This window comes from Anabaena sp. CCY 9402-a (assembly GCF_963920945.1).
In the GTDB taxonomy this organism is placed as follows: Bacteria; Cyanobacteriota; Cyanobacteriia; order Cyanobacteriales; family Nostocaceae; genus Trichormus; species Trichormus minutissimus.
The window spans coordinates 1-17,632 of record NZ_CAWUDL010000053.1 but is presented as its reverse complement, the minus strand read 5'-3'; the positions used below and the strand labels follow the sequence as shown (position 1 = coordinate 17,632).

The window sequence follows — 17,632 nt, the reverse complement described above, 5'->3', positions numbered from 1 at the left end:
TTGCTTGGTTGTGCTGTCGCTTAATAAAACATACATTACTGATTTAGACATCATTCATTAGCTTATTTCAGAATACTCTCATAGAGTTGCTCACCAACGCTAAAAGTTGTTTGAGTAATTAAATCATCCATCACTGATTTCACATTACTAATTAATCCTATTTTTTTAGCAATTAAAAGATATTAGCTAATGATGTGATAGGCTGATGGGCGATCGCTTCTAACTCAATACCATTCAGTTAAGGAACGTAGGCGCAGCCTTATCGGAAAGTAGCCTAATTTTCTCAAGACTTTGTTGGGTTTCGCGATAGCGAAACCCAAGCTAGCTTTCCTCTTAACCCAATACCATTCAGGTTTTTTTGCTACTCACAATACTGAGGAAACATCTTCTTACTGACATTTATTAGCAGGATAAACATAGCCTTCAACCCTAGCAAAATAATAGCCTGCGGCTCTAGCGTCCTGTTCACCTTGTCTAGTAGCTGTGGTGAAGTTGTCCTCACGTTGAGGACTCCAATATAGCTTTAATGGCACTGTCCCAGGTCTTTGTTTGCTAAAAACATAACCTTCTACTCGCGCAAACGAATAACCAGCCTCAAGAGCTGATGTTTCGCCCTCACGTGTCCCTGTGGTAAAGTTGTCCCCACGCTGAGAACTCCAATATAATTTCAAAGGCACTGTTCCACGTTGCTGATTAGACAATGCACATCCTTCAACACGCACATATTTGTATCCTGCTTCAATAGCAGAATTTCCACCTACTGATGTTCCTGTTGTGAAGTTGTCTCCACGTTGAGAACTCCAGTACAGTTCTAGCGGAACTAATCCTTCTTGAGCAAGGACGGAACTGATACCACAGGCTATCGATGCACCTAGTATAGTAATGACCGTAGCAATTCTGATTCTTGTCTTTCTGAATGTGTTCACGTTAATAATCACTAATTATTTACAACTTGGACTTCCGTATCTATTGACTTATAGATTTTAAATAAGTCATTTATGCACTTCATAGATCAAGATTTCATTTTTTAACATCAAATACAATTAGTGATGGATTCAGATAACCCTAAACAACGTGAGCCGTAAATAACACTAAATCTCTCACTTCACAGCAGAAGCCGTAAAGCATACGGGCAAGTTATAATCTTCTTGCGGACGAACGTAACAAAAATTTATGAGTAACCCCCTTTTACAAGCCTTTTTTGTAGGCAGAGCCTTGGCTGAAGTAGCGAATGAACGTTTAGAGGTCGTTTTGACCGATGCTTTGAGCGAAATAGGTAAATTTGATGCTGAGGCTAGAGAGCAACTACGCCAATTTACAGAAGAAGTCATAGAACGGGCAAACCGTGCAGCGACTGCGGCCCAAGCCGGTCAAACTACTACAGGTAGTAGCCAACCTGGTGCTGATGGGGTTGACTTGCAAGCCACCATTGATGAACTACGTGCAGAAATTGCCCTATTGCGAAATGAATTACAACGTTATCGCAGCAGTTCTGTATAAATGTGTTCATTCGTCATTAGTCAAGAATTATTGACAAATGGCGTTTTGTGAAAAATAGTTTAAGGATCAGAGTGTCTTTTCTTCCAGGTTATTCAGTGAAAACCCAACGGTAAATTGTAGATATGGAAACTAGTTATTCAGATAGGGCATACCGTTGGAATCGGGAAAACTACTCCAGTAAGCGACGCTTCGTGGACATTTGGTCTTTTGTCTTGACCTTAATGTTCAAACTTTGGCGGTATAACAAATCTTGGAGTTATCCTGGCGGTGTCACTGAAGCGAAACAGGCGGCAAGGCGAAAAGCTCAAGCTGTCTGGATTCGCAATACCCTGCTAGACTTGGGGCCAACCTTTATCAAAGTCGGGCAGTTATTTTCTACCCGCGCGGATATATTTCCTAGTGAATATGTAGAAGAGTTGGCAAAGCTTCAAGACAAAGTACCTGCTTTTAGCTATGAGCAAGTAGAAAAGATTGTTGAGAAAGAATTAGGTAAAAAAATTCCCGAACTCTTTCAAAGTTTTGAACCAATTCCTTTGGCAGCTGCTAGCTTGGGTCAAGTCCACAAAGCTGTACTGCATAGCGGGGAATCCGTTGTAGTCAAGGCGCAGCGTCCCGGATTAAAAAAGTTATTTGAGATAGACTTACAAATTCTTAAAGGAATTGCTCGCTATTTTCAAAACCATCCTAAATGGGGCAAGGGGCGAGATTGGATGGGTATTTACGAAGAGTGCTGCCGCATTCTGTGGGAAGAAATTGATTATCTCAATGAAGGTAGGAACGCTGATGCTTTTCGCCGTAACTTTCGCGGTTACGATTGGGTGCAAGTCCCGAAAGTGTATTGGCGTTACGCCTCGCCACAGGTGCTGACTTTGGAATATTTGCCGGGGATTAAAATTAGTCAATATGAGGCGTTGGAAGCCGCAGGTATAGACCGCAAGGCAGTTGCTCGTCAAGGAGCGCAAGCATACTTAATTCAATTGCTCAATGATGGCTTTTTCCATGCTGATCCCCATCCAGGTAATATAGCGGTTAGTGCTGATGGCTCATTGATTTTCTATGACTTTGGCATGATGGGGCGGATTAAATCGAATGTCCGGGAAGGATTGATGCAGACACTGTTTGGCGTTGCCCAAAAAGATGGCACTCGCGTAGTCCAGTCTCTCATAGATTTAGGTGCGATCGCTCCCGTAGATGACATGGGGCCAGTGCGGCGTTCTGTCCAGTATATGCTGGACAATTTCATGGATAAGCCCTTTGAAGCCCAATCTGTGGCTGCGATCAGTGATGATTTATACGAAATAGCTTATAATCAGCCATTTAGATTCCCCGCAACTTTTACTTTTGTGATGCGGGCTTTTTCCACCCTCGAAGGCGTGGGTAAAGGCTTAGATCCAGAGTTTAACTTTATGGAAGTTGCCCAACCATACGCAATGCAGCTTATGACCAATATGAATGGTGCAGATAGCAATAGCTTCCTCAATGAATTAAGTCGCCAAGCCGTACAAGTCAGTACCACCGCTTTCGGATTACCACGTAGATTAGAAGATACATTAGAAAAACTAGAGCGGGGAGATATGCGCGTGCGAGTGCGCTCTATAGAAACAGAGCGGCTTTTACGGCGACAGAGTAATATTCAGATAGGCATGAGCTATGCTGTGATAATCAGTGGATTTACCCTTTCAGCCACAATTTTATTAGTTAATCATTATCTATGGTTAGCACTGCTGGCTGGTTTAATTGCCGCAGCAGTCTCAGTAATACTGATTCGACTGCTTCTCCGCCTCGAACGTTATGACCGTATGTATTAATTGTTGCACTAAAAAGCTATGAAACTTAACTTCACGGGTCTTAGCGATCCGGGACTTGTTCGTTCTAATAATCAGGATCATTACTACATCGACCCGGAAGGACGATTTTTCATTGTTGCTGATGGGATGGGTGGTCATGCGGGAGGAGAAGAAGCAAGTCGCATCGCCACGACAGTAATTCAAGAATATTTATTAGCTCATTGGGATAAACCTGATTCATCCGAAAAATTGTTAGAGCAGGCTTTATGGCAAGCCAATCAAGCCATTTTAGAGGATCAGCAAAGTCATCCTGAACGTGCTGATATGGGTACAACTGTCGTAGTCGTGATTTTGCGTGACTCGACCTGGTGCGCTCATGTCGGTGACTCTAGACTGTACCGTTTGCGGGAGTCACAACTAGAACAAGTGACCGAAGACCATACCTGGGTAGCTAGAGCCATCAAAATTGGCGACATCACCCCAGAAGAAGCACGGACTCATCCATTTCGTCATGTATTATCTCGATGTTTAGGTCGAGAAGACTTATCCCAAGTTGAAGTACAGGCGTTGGATGTTAAAGATGGCGATCGCTTACTATTATGCAGTGATGGTCTAACTGAAGAACTGGTCGATGAAAAGATAGCTGATTCTCTCCATGACATCCCCATATTGGATCAGGCTGCTGTATCTCTAGTAGAAGCCGCTAAAGATCAAGGTGGACACGATAATATCACTATTGTTATTGTGGCGATCGCATAACACAACACTTAAAGACTTCCAAATTAAAAAATATCCCCTATGTAGGGTGCGTCAGTAAAAATAATTTCTTGGTGCTTCTAGATTTTTTCTCCCTGACGTACCCTAATAACAGCCAATTTGGGATAATTTATTTTTTGAAAGTCCTTTACTCTTTGCTGAGTCAATACAATTCGGTTAGGGCTAAAAAATTAAAATGTGTAGTTTGATTTGAGGAACGCAGCTTGCTTATTACTCAGCACTCATCACTTTTCCCTGTTTTTTGATAGCTTCAGGACTTTTGTAGTAAATATACTCAGCATTTTGTTCAACCTGAGCATTTTTCCTATTTACAACTTGATACAAATATTTTTAGCAACCAAAATTCCCAACTGGCGGCTGAAATTACACAATTTAGTTGATTGACATGTTGCACATCATAATGTAAGCAGAATATAATGCGATCTTAATACCCTTCACGTTCACTCTTCTATGAAAATCTCCCTCTAGGGAAAGTTTCCAGATAAAGGAGGGAAATGAAGGTAAAGAAGGATATTCCCCCTACCTAAAATTTACCCCAAACTGCCCAGGCAGACTTGGGTTATATGTCAGTAGGTTCTATTGCAGCACATCCCAACAAAAATCTCCCCTCTGAGGATATGGGCAATCTGTCAAAATAGTTGTTATCTTTCTTAATACAGAGAATCGGTAACAAATCCCAAACAAGCCCTATTTTTATAGGACTTCTGTTACCCAAATCAACTTTACGCGTTGTCTTTTAGGAGTATACTATGAACCAACCAATCCAACTTTCCTTGGAACAGCAGTTTAGCATCCGCTCATTTTCCACTCAAGTACAGAATATGAGTCATGACCAAGCCAAAGACTTTTTAGTCAAGCTCTATGAGCAAATGGTGGTGCGCGAAGCAACTTACCAAGAGTTACTCAAGCATCAGTGGGGCTTAGATTCTGGTTCCACTTTGGCATAGAGCAAGTTGTGTGTCGCAGTGGGCGACCTCCTTCTCTTGCTCACTTCCAAGGAGGAAAGGAGCTGGTGATGCTGGGGCGTCAACTTCAAGATTAAGCTAAATCACTTCTAGGATGCCATCCATCAAAACTCGATAATACAGTTGTTTGACTGTTAGCTCTGCGCTTACATAACTTAGTTTTGGTTTATTTATCAAACCATTAACCAGCAATTTTGTAAATATGCTTACTACTGAGTGAATGAGTAATTTCACTTTTGCTTACTAACACTTACATTCCTACGTGTAAAAAGCAGAATGAAAATTTACTTGTATTTGACTAAGCACTTGCTTTTTCAGCCTGCACTGATGACTATTATATTTATTCCCAATAATACTTACAAGTAGATATATATATTCTTGATAAAAGTTTACATTTTTTGATATAAGTTACATATAACCTGTAAAAATATTTACTAACCAGAGATATCAAATGCAGACTCCGTGTCAATTGCATCTAACTTGGCCAAAATTTGCGGTTTAATTTTTTCATATTCCCTTTTGAGCAAATTCTTACTAATTTGGGGATCAGCCCCAGACACAAAGGTTTTGGCAGCCACCATCCACTGTTGCAGTCGTTGACATTGAGCAGAGGCAATACTAGCAACTAGGACATGAGAACAAGTATTTGGTGATTCCCGCGCAAACAATAGCAAACGATAGTAACCTGTTTTGAACATTAATTGCACCATCTCTTGACCGAGACTAGTTTTGAGATCCAGGTAATAAGGTAAGCATTTAGCTCCATGTTTGCGATTGTAGAGAACAGTAATCCACAGCATCATGGGGTGGGGAGCAGTTATAAACAAAAATTGATTGTAACGGCTACAGACCAGACGTTGAATAATTTCTTTTTGTGGTAGCATCACCCATAAGGCTGGTATAACCTCACCATTGATTTGGATAGGTTGAGGAAAAACAATGTCAGCTATTGGCTTATTTTTCGGCCAAGAAGTTGTCACAGTAATTTCATTTTTGGCTGGAGCTAAGTTTAATGCCCTATTACCGTTTATCTTCTTTTCAGATTCAGCTTTAACCGTGACATTATCAGTAGATTGATGATTTTCGTGTTGAATGGGGCGTTTTTGATGTTGCTGTTCGATAGATTCTAAAGCTTGGAGTATTTCACTAATACTTTGGGGGCGATCCTTTACTATTTTCGCTAAACAACTCATCACTAAATTTTCGACGTCTTTAGGAATAAGCAAGCTAGGACTGACTTCAGTAAAAGTACGTGGTGCTTGATGGTGATGAGCTTTATACCATGCGCCAAAAGAATGGGTTGAGACCATGAGTGGCATTTTGCCTGTCAACATTTCAAACATCATCACACCCAAACTATAAATATCTGAGCGATTATCTAGTTCTTTGCCTTCCATTTGTTCAGGAGAAGAATAGGCCAGTGTCCCCAAATAGTATTTTGTGTGATCGCCGTTGGCCTGGAGTAATTTAGCAATACCGAAATCTAAAATCTTGAGCAATTCCCCAAAACTGGGGTCTTGAATCACTAGCATATTGCTAGGTTTAATATCACGATGAATAATTGGGCAGACTGAGCCATCAACTGGAATACCGTCATGAGCGCATTTTAAACCCAGGCAGATTTGACGTGTCATACTCACAAACCGGGTTAAAGATAGATGTTGCTGCCGGATTATCTGGTTGAGGCTTTGTCCTTGTAGATATTCCATGACGTAGTAGGGGGTATTATTTTCATCTACGCCATAGTCCATGACTCTCACAATATGAATACTTTTTTGTCCTAGTAAGGCACAAGTTTTTGCTTCTCGCTCAAACCTGTCTTGCAGTCGCATCTTTTCATTGTGTATTGACAATGCAAGAAACTTGATAGCAACAGGTACACCTCCCAATAAAATATCTTTGGCACGATATACTCTACCCATTGCACCCGTACCAATTAATTCCTGTAATTGGTAGCGTTTACTAAGAAAACGGCCAATGTTGGGGTCTGACATAGAAACTTCGACTCCAATGTTTAACAAATGTGAATTACACCTACCTATGCGGTAGGTGTTAAGTGTTGGGGTGGAAAAGTGCAATTAAATAATGGGGTAGATGTATCCTGATGCTTTGCACTTGGGTTTTGATGTAGTGTTAGTTTGCCCAGTTTTTATAACCCAGATAACTTAAGCCAATAAAACTCAGACATAAATATGTTATTCATGACCTAGTATGCTGAGTATAAATGTACCTTATTATACCATTTCTCTGAAACAACTAATAATACTAAGTTACGTTCAAACACGCTCTTACTCCCTACTCCCAGCCCAAGTTACTATCTTTGAAGGTAACTCAGTCTAAATTTAACTTCTAACTAATTATTGGTCGGCTGAAGCTTTAATCTGGCTTCCATTGTACTGATTAAAGAATGACCAGCCATGATACCACTACTGAGGTAATATGTATCGTCCGCAATTCGGTGCATCGTTTCAAAGCCGCTACGACGTTGCCGATCGCTCATTACCCAATAACGTTGTATGATTGCTTCTAAACCCATCCAACCTTCGCCTTCAACCTGACCTAACAGACTATGCTGGAGTAGAAAAGTATATTGAAGTTCCCCTTCATGCAATCGCCCCTTGTATTGTAAAGAGATATCAGGGCGATCGCTACCAGGAAAGATGAGTTTTGTTGCCATAGTAAACCAGTTATCTCGATTCCAAGCCACCAAGGTCATGCCTTTAATGCTGATTGGCATTCCATTACGTTCTAGCCAATTGCCTTGAATTAACCAGCGTCCTGGCTCTAATAAAAAAGTGTGCGCCACCTTGTATATTCCTTGCCTTAATCGAGTAGTCCTCAGACTACAAAGATATATTTGGAATTACAAAAATGTCAGGTGGAAAATAGGGAGAAATGAATCAATTCAAAATTCTTGCATGAAAGACAGCCACCCACATTCGCGCAGCGTCCCGCAGGGAGGGGTGGGTTTTCTAGCTAGGGCTTGCAGAATAAACAAAAAACCTAGATAAATTACAACTTCTGTCCTGCAAAAATAGACCGCACTTCACCATTCCGCCGGACTATAGCTTCACCGTTATTGACATCTACTAATGTCCAACCGCTAGAGCCAATACTTTCACCGATGTTAACGCGACGACTGACACCGTTAGTTTGAAATAGTGCCACAGACTTATTACCCAACTCTAGCAGTCCTTCTAGAATGTGGGTGGGAGCAGGGGAAGTAACGGTAAGGGATGCAACCTGTACTGCTTCCCCGTTATTCGATGGTCTTGGTAAGCTAGCACCGAAGGGAACAACAGGTAAATTAGGCAGAGAATTGGGTGACTGTTGAACTTTGATAGGTGCATTTCGCACAGCCACAGGTTTCATGTCTGAGCGCACAGCCGCAGTTAACATATTGACTGTGCTGGGTTTAGCAGCTGGTTGCACTTTATTTAAGGTGTGATTAACTACATTTGGTTGGCTTGCAACTGGGGCTGGTGGTAAAGGTGAACCAATACCGGGAATTGGTGGCAGTGCAGAGCGCATTGGTGAGGGTGGTTGGAAAACTGGAATATAGATGCGCTCAACAACGTTTGTAGTTCGGCTAGATGCTGGTGGTGTATTGTTAGCTGTTAGGGGTGATGGTAGATTACCGATAGGCTGATTATTAGATAAAGCTACAGATGTTGGGTGAGAAATCACTCGATTTGCTAGTTGGGAACGAACGGCACGTTGAGTAGTGCCATCGTTTTTGTCGATGATGGCTAATGCTCCCATCATGTAATTGACTAACTCAGCCTGGACATCTGGTTTTGCAGGTAATTGTGACTGGGGTACATAAATAGTGGGTTGGGTGAGTTTAGATGTTAGGAGAACTAACACCCCAGATTGCACTATATATAATACGCCTGCGATCGCCACACCGATAGTTGTACCCCCAATCAGCAGTTTCCCCAAGGTCAGTTTCGCTGTTTGGGTAATTTTACTGATTGAGTTGATCTGAGGCTGATCAACTACAACAGTGCTGACTTGCTTGTTTTTGATAGCTGTAACAGTCTGTACTGAATGCTTAACTGTATTTGGTAGGACAATCTGCGGTACTTCAACAGTTTGCAGATGGTCATACTCTAAAGTTGTTTGCTGGGATGTATACGACCAGTCACTGGCAGATGCAGCAGCTGGGCGTAGTGGTTGCCTATTGTGGAAATTGACCTCCAGTATGTCGTCAATACTGGCAAAAAGCTCATCCATCAAGCCATCAGCATAGAATTCTATTGACCAAGGCTCGTTAACAATCAAGTCTTCTGATAGTTCGGGGACAATGAGATGGGTGCTAACTTCTCGTAACATAAGCAAGTTGTAGGTGGTAGTTGCCAGGATGGGGCAACACCGCCCCTTTTACCTGGGTATCAGGATTTTCAAAATATTCAATCTCCCGTCCAAACTAGACGAGTTGATTGTTGAGTGTATGAAATTCAACTCCAAATTGGGGATCGTAGATGATGCCAGGGTTGAACTCTTGTCATCTATCTTACCCATCTCCCCCTCTACTATACTCACCCTTCATAAAGACAAAGTTAAGATAAAGCTGCAAACCCTGATTGGTTCTTAGATTGACGCAATTCTAAAAAAATTAATAAGGCGTTAACATCAGCAGGATTTACACCACCGATACGGGCTGCTTGACCAATTGTGAGGGGTTGTACCTGATTGAGTTTTTCCCGTGCTTCTTTAGAAAGAGTGTCAATTTTTGTGTAGTCTAAATCCGCAGGTAGCTGGCGGTTGGATTGACGGGCAATCTGTTCGATTTGGCTTTGTTGTCTAGCCAAATAACCAGAGTATTTAATGTCAATTTCTGCCCCTTCTCTTTCCGCTTGGCTGAGGCTGGGGTTGCCAAGTCCATATTTATCAAGGTCTACATAATGAAATCCGGGGCGACGTAGCAAGTCGGCTAGGGTAATCGAACCTCTGATGGTTTGTTGAGTATCAGAGGCGATCGCTTTACCGATTTCATCGTGTTCTTTGACTCTAGTAGCGTACAGCCGTTCTTTTTCAGCCGTAATCTGTGCCTGTTTGTTGGTGAATAGTTCCCAACGGCGATCGTCAATTAAACCAATTTCCCGTCCCAAAGGTGTCAACCGTTGGTCAGCGTTATCAGAACGCAGCAATAAGCGATACTCTGACCGACTAGTTAACATTCGGTAGGGTTCGCGTAAATCCTTGGTACACAGGTCATCCAGCAAAGTACCGAGGTAACTTTGCTCACGGGGGAAAATAATCATTTCCTGACCGCGCACAAACCGCGCCGCGTTAATTCCGGCTACAATTCCTTGGGCTGCAGCTTCTTCATAGCCTGTTGTGCCGTTAATCTGTCCCGCACAGAATAACCCCGCAATCTTTTTCGTCATCATTGTGGGATAACACTGGGTAGCAGGCAGATAATCATATTCTACTGCGTAGGCTGGACGTAACATTACGCAGTTTTCTAATCCGGGGAGACTCCGTAACATTTGCAGTTGCAAATTTTCGGGCAACCCTGTGGAAAACCCTTGGATATATAGTTCGGGAATATCTCGTCCTTCCGGTTCAATAAAGATTTGGTGGCTTTCTTTATCAGCAAAGCGGACAATCTTATCTTCAATACTGGGGCAGTAACGCGGCCCTTTGGCTTCCACCCAACCGCCGTAAACTGGCGATAGGTGCAAGTTTTCCCTAATTAAGCGATGGGTTTCGGCTGTGGTGCGGGTCATATAGCAAGGCATTTGTTCCCGTTCTACCCATACTTCGGGGTCAAAACTAAACCAACGAACTTCCGCATCCCCTGGCTGGTGTTCCATTTTGGTATAGTCCACCGATCGCTTGTCTACCCGTGCAGGTGTACCAGTCTTGAGTCTCCCGGTTTCAAATCCCAAGCGATTCAAGGTTTGGGTTAATCCCTCTGCCGCAAATTCTCCGGCGCGTCCAGCCGCCATTGACTTGTTCCCCACCCAAATCTTGCCACCGAGAAATGTACCCGTAGTTAAAATTACGGCTTTGCACTCAAAAGTCACGCCAAAGTAAGTTTCTACCCCAATAACTTCATTGTTAGCACCCAAAACCAAGTCTGTGACCATCCCTTCCCGGATGCTCAAATTATCTTGGTTTTCCACAATATTTTTCATCACAGCCGCATATTCTCGCTTATCAGTTTGGGCGCGTAATGCCCATACTGCCGGCCCCCGTGAAGAGTTGAGGATGCGCTTTTGTAGGTAGGTGCGGTCTGCCATTTTGCCAATTTCCCCACCTAAAGCATCTATTTCATGGGTTAATTGGGATTTGGCAGGGCCACCCACAGCCGGGTTGCAGGGTTGCCAAGCGATTTTATCTAAATTTAATGTCAAAAGCAGGGTACGACAACCGAGGCGGGCAGTAGCAAGGGCTGCTTCGCAACCGGAGTGACCTGCACCGACAACGATGACATCAAAGGCATCTTGAAATTCAACGGACTTGTGCATGGTCATAAGTACAGGATTAGCAAACTGAGAGTTACTACTAATGTTAACTTAATTCAGTGATTGTATCGATGTATATGTGTTTCTATGTCAAAAATGTGTAGATTAATCAGTATCAAAAAAACCACATAATATATTTTAATAATTATTAAATTATAGCTAAAATAGACATATAATTTTATTGTCTAGCAATGTCTATATATTTAATTCAAGATAAACATGAAAATCAACGAGCTAACCTATTACGATCATGAACTAGAATGGCGTTTTGAATCGATTAAATTCTCTAAATTTAATCTTTTAGTAGGTGTATCTGGTGTTGGTAAAACGCAAATCCTTAAATCCATCATGAACTTGCGTAAAATAGCTAAAGGTGCTTCATTAAATGGTGTCGAATGGGATGTAAATTTTACATCTGGCAATTATGAGTATAGATGGATGGGTGAATTTGAAACAAAGAAAATAGATAAATTTGTTTTTATTGAAGAACAAGAAGATGAGGATTCAGAAAGTACAAAATTCCTAATTGTGCGAGAATGGTTATATTTAAATAATCAGGTAATTATACAAAGAAGTGAAAATAATATCCTTTTTAAAGGGGAAAAGTTACCAAAATTATCCCCATTCAAAAGTGCTGTAGAAATATTAAGTGAAGAAGAAGATATAGCCCCTGTGAGCAGAGGATTCAGCAAAGTTTTCTACAGTGACGAATCAAGAGTTACTGCTTTCTCTTTAGAGGATGTTTTTCACTCAATATTTAGTAACAAAAAATCTAATGAAGAATATTCTTCATTAGATAAAATTAAAGATAGCCATTTACCTATTCAAACTAAATTGGCTCTAGTTTATAATCATAACAAAAATATATTTCAAGAAATAAAAGAACATTTTATAAACATCTTTGAGCAAGTAGAGGATATAAAAATAGAACCCGATAATGATGAGGAATTACCTAAGATTTTGTCAGAATATCCTGTTATAAAAATTAAAGAAAAAGGTGTAAATAATTGGATAACTCAAGAACGTATATCTTCAGGAATGCTGAAGACGCTAATACATATCAGTGAACTATACTTATCTGCTGAAGGTACTGTAATTTTAATTGATGAGTTTGAAAATAGTTTAGGAGTTAACTGTATTGATGTTTTATGTGATTTATGTTCTGAACAAAGACAATTACAATTTATAATTACCAGTCATCATCCATACATTATTAATAACGTGAGTATGGAACATTGGAAGATTGTGACTCGCAGAGGTGGAATAGTAACTGCTAGAGATGCTCAAGATTTTAACCTAGGTCAATCTAGACATCAAGCATTTATGCAATTAATTAATCTGGATGAATACAGGGAAGGAATTACTGCCTAAATGAATATCTACTTTCTTGTAGAAGGTAAAAGCACTGAACGAAAAGTATATCCTGCTTGGCTCGCACATCTTTTGCCAGAATTACAACGCGTTAACAACTATAATAATGTCGTTAAAAATAACTATTATTTATTTAGTGCTAACGGTTATCCTTCCATAATTTACGATCATCTACCTAATGCAATTGCAGATATTAACGCCAATGGTAATTATAGTTATCTTGTAGTTTGTTTAGATGCAGAAGAAGTGACAGTTGAATATAGAGAAAAAGAAATTAGTGAGTGTTTAATTTCTCAAAGCTGTACTTTAGAAAATACCCAAATAGTCGTAATTGTCCAAAACCGATGTTTTGAAACATGGTGTTTAGGCAATAAAAAAATTTATACAAAAAATCCAAGTGATAATCCACTATTAACATATGCACGGTATTATGATGTATCGGTTAATTGCCCTGAATTAATGGGTAGATACTCAGAATTTTCTACTCATGCTAAGTTTCATGAGGCTTATTTAAAAGAATTATTCAGAGCGAAAAATATTAGTTACTCTAAATCCAATCCTGGTGATGTAATAAAATCATATTACTTAGAAGAGTTATTAAAAAGAGTGCAAAATGAAACTGGACACTTACCTAGTTTTCAAACCTTTATACAATTTTGTAATATGATAAAAGGTAAACTATTAAGCTAATTTATTCTCATGATATCCATATCAAGAAAAGTAGTTTTTATTTCTATATTTATAGTGATAATTTATATATTAGTCGCTAGTAAAATTATTCATCATCAACAGTCAAAGTTTGCAACATTAAATGCGTGTAATACAGCTAATTCTCCATCTTGTATTCATATTGAGCAAGCACCCATATTACCCACACCTAACTCTAACATTCCCCAGACTGCCCAAGAGCGTTTTTTGAGTGCGATCGCCAATAATTTAGCTACCATTCCCCAGCCTGGTAGTTATGAATATATTTTGCTCAAAGCATATGGTGCTGCGTTTATAAATAGAGATAAATTAGTTACATTACCATCAACAGTTCTGCTAAATAACGAGGAGGAAACACAGACATTTCAAAATAGTTTAACAATGGTTAAAGTTAATGGTACAAATGACTGTTACTTACAAGCATCAGCCACCGCAGCATTAAATCAGGCGCGTTCTTTAGGAAATATTTCCCTAAAATCAGGCTATGGTTCTGGTGATTGTACTCGCAGTTTTGCTACTAATTTCAGATTTTGGAATAAATATGCTAACCAAAATACATTAAATCAAGTGAAAGAAGGAAGAGAAACAGCAATTCTCGGTGTTGTTGCACCACCAGGAACATCACAACATCTTTGGGGATTAGCAATTGATTTGCGGGTATCTCATCTAAAACAAAGACAAATTCTCAATCAAAATGGTTGGTTTCAAACCGTCGCTAAAGATGTACCACACTGGACTTATTTAGGTTTAACTGAGCAAGATTTACTAAATTTGGGGTTAAGAAAGCAAGTAGAAAATGGGATTAGCTATTGGGTGACACCACTTTGAATAATTCATAATTTTTAGTTCGTAATTCGTAATTATGAGTTAAGGCTCTAGGGTTAAAAACTGATGGCAATTTTGCTAAATTACAATTTGCTGTTGTAATAGGATAAGAATTACTACAATAAAATAGTTACACACCTAACTCTGGAGTTCTAATAGTGGGCTTATTTGATGATTTTAGTCGGTTTCTGGAAAACCGTTTAGAGGAATTCTTGCGTAATAATCCGCATCTGGAATTAGAGGCGTTGTTAGAACAGCTGCGACAGCAAGAGGAAGATACATTGAAATTGATTGCAGATTTACAATTGCAAGAGAAGCGATCGCAAGAAGATATTCTCTCCACTGCACAAGAGATTCAGCGTTGGCATATCCGTGTGCAGAAAGCTAAAGATTCAGGTAGACAAGATTTAGCGGCGGCGGCACAAGAGAGAGAAGCAACTCTATTGCGTGAAGGAAATCAGCTTTGGGGACAAATGCAAGGGCTGAAAGAACGTATCGCCCAATCTCAAGAACTGTTGCATAAAATTCAAGTGCGGCGACAGGAAGTACAAACCAAAGCAGCAGAAGCACAAACAACACGCGCTAAAGCCCAGACGCAACAGCGCATAGAAACTAACGGTTGGTGGAATACAGCTAGCACCTCTAGCAGTGGGTTGGATGACTTAGAAGAAAAGTTTCGTCGGTGGGAAACTGAAGATGAATTAGAACAGATGAAGCGCAATTTAGGAAAATAATCTGTATAGTCCAAAACTTAAGAATGAAGGACATTTCCGAAATTTGCTCCTTCATTACAAATAAGACTAAACCTAAATAATTTAAGGAAAAGACGATGAAAGAGATCACCCGGCGCAAATTTATTGCCACTGCTACCTTAGCAACTGGTTTTGCTTTGGCTGTACAACCCATTTCTGCCCAAGTCATTACTACTGATGCCAAAGAGTTAGTTGCAGGTGCAGTGAAAATTCCTGTCCAGGGTGGTGAGATCCCAGCGTACAGAGCTTTACCTGCAACTGGTGGGAATTTTCCGATTGTGCTGGTGATTCAGGAAATTTTCGGTGTACATGAACATATTCAGGATGTCTGCCGTCGCTTTGCCAAGTTGGGTTATTTAGCGATGTCTACGACAAGTCGCTTCGCGCCTACGCACCAGAATTATTTGCTCGTCAGGGCGATGTCTCCAAGTTAAGCAATATCGATGAAATTCGTCAGGTGGTAGCTAAAGTACCAGATGCTCAGGTGTTATCTGACCTGGATGCCACCGTAGATTGGGCTATCAAGTCTGCTAAAGGTAATGCTGATAGATTGGGGATTACAGGCTTTTGTTGGGGTGGTCGCATGACTTGGTTGTACTCAGCATATAATCCCAAGGTTAAGGCAGGTGTAGCATGGTATGGCAGATTAGTTGGTAATTCTACGGAATTAACACCGAAGCATCCCGTCGATATTGCCTCTAATTTGAAAGTTCCCGTTCTCGGACTTTATGGAGGTCAGGATACAGGCATTCCTCTGAAGACGGTGGAACAAATGCGCGATGAGTTGAAATCCAGCAGATGCAAATCCGAAATCATCGTTTACCCCGATGCACCCCACGCCTTTTTTGCCGATTATCGTCCTTCCTACAGGCAGAAAGAAGCGAAAGATGGCTGGCAACGCCTCCTGGCATGGTTTAAGCAGCATGGAGTTTAATACCAATTCGCCAAAATAGGGCAACAGATGAGAAAATAATATAAATGCTCATGCTGGAGAATCAAAATGTCAGGGGTAGATCATCTCGACATCAAAGAAAGTGCAGAAGAACTCAAGCAGATGCTCTCGGTCCAAAAAATAGCAAGAGACATAAGAAAAGTTAATTAATCAGCCGGGAGGAGAGCCAAACTTTTCGGTCTATTGACATTAGTCCAGGTAAATTGATTTTTTATTACTTGTGAGAAAATCGGGTTTTTCTAGGTTTGATTTTGAACAATTATGTGAGAAGATTGAGCGCAGACTTAAACAAAGCTTAAACCTATTGTTCTTGAATGTGATGTAATCCCTATTTCAACAGGAGTAACTTACAATGGGGCAGAGCGAACTGAATCATAAAGTAGCCTTAATCACTGGTGCAAATAAAGGTTTAGGGCTGGAAATGAGCCGTCAACTTGGGCAACATGGAATAAAAATTCTTATTGCTGGACGGAATCTAGAAGCAGCCCAAACAGCCGCAGATAAGTTACAAAATCAAGGAATTGATGCAGAGGCACTTGCTCTTGATGTTGGTGACAGTAATCAAATTCAGTCTGTAGTTCAAAAAATTGATGAACAATTTGGTAAACTTGACGTTTTAATTAACAATGCTGGGGTATTTCTAGATGGAGACTGGTTAACCAGTAACGCTAGTTCTGTTTCTTTAGATACTATTCGACAAACATTTAACACCAACTTTTTTGCTTTGGTAGAACTGACTCAAGCATTACTACCGTTAATCTTAAAAAGTCCTAATGGTCGAATTGTGAATATGTCAAGTATTGAAGGTTCTTTAACACTTCATGCTGACTCCAACTCCCCAATTTATGATTCAAAACCATTTGCATATAATGCTTCTAAAGCAGCAGTTAATTCATTTACAGTACATTTAGCCCATGAGTTACGTAACACACCCGTAAAAGTTAATAGCGCACATCCTGGTTGGGTAAAAACCGAGTTAGGTGGTGAAGGTGCAATGATGGATATTGCAGAAGGCGCAAAAACCGGAGTCCAATTAGCCCTATTAGAAGATGATGGGCTAAGTGGAGGCTTTTTCCATCTAGGTCAACCAGTACCTTGGTAACAAAAGCTTAATGAGCAAATATGGATGCTGTCAAAGCAGCATCCATCAAAACCTCCGGGGTACTCCCGCCACATCCGCAAAGATTGGCGGTGAGAGGGATAGGAGCGCTGATGGAGTGGGGTTCAACGATTTCTACCGAGAATTTTTGCTGTTTCGCTGACGCTTTGACCGTATCATGTTTTCAGCAAGTATAGTGCTTGAACTTTTTCTTTGACGCTTGCTATTTTTTGAACCAACAGCATCTGCTTGAGTTCTTCTGCACTTTCTTTGATGTCGAGATGATATACCCCTGACATTTTGATTCTTCAGCATGAGCATTTGCATTTATATCTGTTGCCCTATTTTGGCGAATTGATATAAGTCTAGGACTTACGCATTGACAAAAAACATCATCTATAGAACCTAGGGATGCTAGAT

16 protein-coding genes and 1 pseudogene are annotated in these 17,632 nt (G+C 40.5%); 10 read left to right on the top strand and 7 right to left on the bottom strand.

All coding sequences use genetic code 11. The features are described 5' to 3' along the window. Positions 1 to 62: 62 nt before the first annotated feature. Both ACM0OR_RS18850 and ACM0OR_RS18845 read right to left on the bottom strand, forming a co-directional pair. Positions 63 to 173, bottom strand: a complete 111-nt coding sequence (locus tag ACM0OR_RS18850; RefSeq protein ID WP_414578018.1) for a hypothetical protein — start codon at positions 171 to 173, stop codon at positions 63 to 65. Between the two features lie 216 nt (positions 174 to 389). Further along, positions 390 to 926 (bottom strand): hypothetical protein, encoded by a 537-nt coding sequence (locus ACM0OR_RS18845; protein WP_414577995.1) that lies wholly within the window; start codon positions 924 to 926, stop codon positions 390 to 392. A gap of 247 nt (positions 927 to 1,173) precedes the next feature. On the opposite strand from ACM0OR_RS18845, the gene ACM0OR_RS18840 reads away from it, so the two are divergent. The 4 genes from ACM0OR_RS18840 (at position 1,174) to ACM0OR_RS18825 (ending at position 5,011) form a co-directional block, all read left to right on the top strand. Then, complete coding sequence (locus tag ACM0OR_RS18840; RefSeq protein WP_190706570.1) at positions 1,174 to 1,500, top strand: DUF6825 family protein; 327 nt, start codon at positions 1,174 to 1,176, stop codon at positions 1,498 to 1,500. A gap of 122 nt (positions 1,501 to 1,622) precedes the next feature. Beyond that, positions 1,623 to 3,308, top strand: a complete 1,686-nt coding sequence (locus ACM0OR_RS18835) for an ABC1 kinase family protein (RefSeq protein ID WP_414577993.1) — start codon at positions 1,623 to 1,625, stop codon at positions 3,306 to 3,308. An 18-nt stretch (positions 3,309 to 3,326) separates the two neighbouring features. Beyond that, positions 3,327 to 4,046 carry a Stp1/IreP family PP2C-type Ser/Thr phosphatase gene (locus tag ACM0OR_RS18830; protein ID WP_414577992.1) on the top strand — a complete coding sequence of 240 codons (720 nt, stop codon included), beginning with the start codon at positions 3,327 to 3,329 and terminating at the stop codon, positions 4,044 to 4,046. A gap of 767 nt (positions 4,047 to 4,813) precedes the next feature. After that, positions 4,814 to 5,011 (top strand): NblA/ycf18 family protein, encoded by a 198-nt coding sequence (locus ACM0OR_RS18825; protein WP_190706559.1) that lies wholly within the window; start codon positions 4,814 to 4,816, stop codon positions 5,009 to 5,011. Positions 5,012 to 5,463: 452 nt separating this feature from the next. Here ACM0OR_RS18825 and ACM0OR_RS18820 read toward each other — a convergent pair whose 3' ends face one another. The 4 genes from ACM0OR_RS18820 to mnmG all read right to left on the bottom strand — a co-directional run bounded on the left by ACM0OR_RS18820 (position 5,464) and on the right by mnmG (position 11,514). Next, entirely contained in the window at positions 5,464 to 7,023 is a 1,560-nt protein-coding gene (locus ACM0OR_RS18820; protein ID WP_414577990.1) for a serine/threonine-protein kinase, read from the bottom strand. A gap of 359 nt (positions 7,024 to 7,382) precedes the next feature. Beyond that, on the bottom strand, positions 7,383 to 7,835 hold the full coding sequence (locus ACM0OR_RS18815) for a hypothetical protein (RefSeq protein WP_414577989.1): 453 nt from the start codon (positions 7,833 to 7,835) through the stop codon (positions 7,383 to 7,385). A gap of 206 nt (positions 7,836 to 8,041) precedes the next feature. Further along, on the bottom strand, positions 8,042 to 9,364 hold the full coding sequence (locus tag ACM0OR_RS18810; RefSeq protein WP_414577988.1) for a hypothetical protein: 1,323 nt from the start codon (positions 9,362 to 9,364) through the stop codon (positions 8,042 to 8,044). Between the two features lie 227 nt (positions 9,365 to 9,591). Next, positions 9,592 to 11,514 (bottom strand): tRNA uridine-5-carboxymethylaminomethyl(34) synthesis enzyme MnmG, encoded by a 1,923-nt coding sequence (gene mnmG / locus ACM0OR_RS18805; protein ID WP_414577986.1) that lies wholly within the window; start codon positions 11,512 to 11,514, stop codon positions 9,592 to 9,594. Between the two features lie 210 nt (positions 11,515 to 11,724). Here mnmG and ACM0OR_RS18800 point away from each other — a divergent pair, with 210 nt between their 5' ends. The 6 genes and pseudogenes from ACM0OR_RS18800 (at position 11,725) to ACM0OR_RS18775 (ending at position 17,215) form a co-directional block, all read left to right on the top strand. Continuing rightward, on the top strand, positions 11,725 to 12,876 hold the full coding sequence (locus tag ACM0OR_RS18800; protein WP_414577984.1) for an AAA family ATPase: 1,152 nt from the start codon (positions 11,725 to 11,727) through the stop codon (positions 12,874 to 12,876). Then, positions 12,877 to 13,566: a hypothetical protein gene (locus tag ACM0OR_RS18795; protein WP_414577982.1), complete on the top strand. Its 690-nt coding sequence runs from the start codon at positions 12,877 to 12,879 to the stop codon at positions 13,564 to 13,566. It abuts the gene before it with no gap. A 9-nt stretch (positions 13,567 to 13,575) separates the two neighbouring features. Further along, positions 13,576 to 14,412 carry a D-alanyl-D-alanine carboxypeptidase family protein gene (locus tag ACM0OR_RS18790; protein ID WP_414577981.1) on the top strand — a complete coding sequence of 279 codons (837 nt, stop codon included), beginning with the start codon at positions 13,576 to 13,578 and terminating at the stop codon, positions 14,410 to 14,412. Positions 14,413 to 14,567: 155 nt separating this feature from the next. Next, entirely contained in the window at positions 14,568 to 15,143 is a 576-nt protein-coding gene (locus ACM0OR_RS18785) for a TIGR04376 family protein (protein WP_190706540.1), read from the top strand. Positions 15,144 to 15,238: 95 nt separating this feature from the next. Beyond that, a pseudogene (locus ACM0OR_RS18780) lies at positions 15,239 to 16,095 on the top strand (dienelactone hydrolase family protein). A 370-nt stretch (positions 16,096 to 16,465) separates the two neighbouring features. Further along, on the top strand, positions 16,466 to 17,215 hold the full coding sequence (locus tag ACM0OR_RS18775; protein ID WP_414577979.1) for an SDR family oxidoreductase: 750 nt from the start codon (positions 16,466 to 16,468) through the stop codon (positions 17,213 to 17,215). 173 nt (positions 17,216 to 17,388) lie between these two features. On the opposite strand, the gene ACM0OR_RS18770 is transcribed toward ACM0OR_RS18775, so the two are convergent. After that, on the bottom strand, positions 17,389 to 17,511 hold the full coding sequence (locus ACM0OR_RS18770; protein ID WP_414577978.1) for a hypothetical protein: 123 nt from the start codon (positions 17,509 to 17,511) through the stop codon (positions 17,389 to 17,391). Positions 17,512 to 17,632 lie beyond the last annotated feature (121 nt).

Excerpts from the sequence above, each read along its gene's own strand:
- ACM0OR_RS18840 (WP_190706570.1), top strand. The coding sequence starts at position 1,174 with ATGAGTAACCCCCTTTTACAAGCCTTTTTTGTAGGCAGAGCCTTGGCT.
- ACM0OR_RS18835 (WP_414577993.1), top strand. The coding sequence starts at position 1,623 with ATGGAAACTAGTTATTCAGATAGGGCATACCGTTGGAATCGGGAAAAC.
- ACM0OR_RS18830 (WP_414577992.1), top strand. The coding sequence starts at position 3,327 with ATGAAACTTAACTTCACGGGTCTTAGCGATCCGGGACTTGTTCGTTCT.
- ACM0OR_RS18825 (WP_190706559.1), top strand. The coding sequence starts at position 4,814 with ATGAACCAACCAATCCAACTTTCCTTGGAACAGCAGTTTAGCATCCGC.
- ACM0OR_RS18820 (WP_414577990.1), bottom strand. The coding sequence starts at position 7,023 with ATGTCAGACCCCAACATTGGCCGTTTTCTTAGTAAACGCTACCAATTA.
- ACM0OR_RS18810 (WP_414577988.1), bottom strand. The coding sequence starts at position 9,364 with ATGTTACGAGAAGTTAGCACCCATCTCATTGTCCCCGAACTATCAGAA.
- mnmG (WP_414577986.1), bottom strand. The coding sequence starts at position 11,514 with ATGACCATGCACAAGTCCGTTGAATTTCAAGATGCCTTTGATGTCATC.
- ACM0OR_RS18800 (WP_414577984.1), top strand. The coding sequence starts at position 11,725 with ATGAAAATCAACGAGCTAACCTATTACGATCATGAACTAGAATGGCGT.
- ACM0OR_RS18795 (WP_414577982.1), top strand. The coding sequence starts at position 12,877 with ATGAATATCTACTTTCTTGTAGAAGGTAAAAGCACTGAACGAAAAGTA.
- ACM0OR_RS18790 (WP_414577981.1), top strand. The coding sequence starts at position 13,576 with ATGATATCCATATCAAGAAAAGTAGTTTTTATTTCTATATTTATAGTG.
- ACM0OR_RS18775 (WP_414577979.1), top strand. The coding sequence starts at position 16,466 with ATGGGGCAGAGCGAACTGAATCATAAAGTAGCCTTAATCACTGGTGCA.
- ACM0OR_RS18770 (WP_414577978.1), bottom strand. The coding sequence starts at position 17,511 with ATGTCAGGGGTATATCATCTCGACATCAAAGAAAGTGCAGAAGAACTC.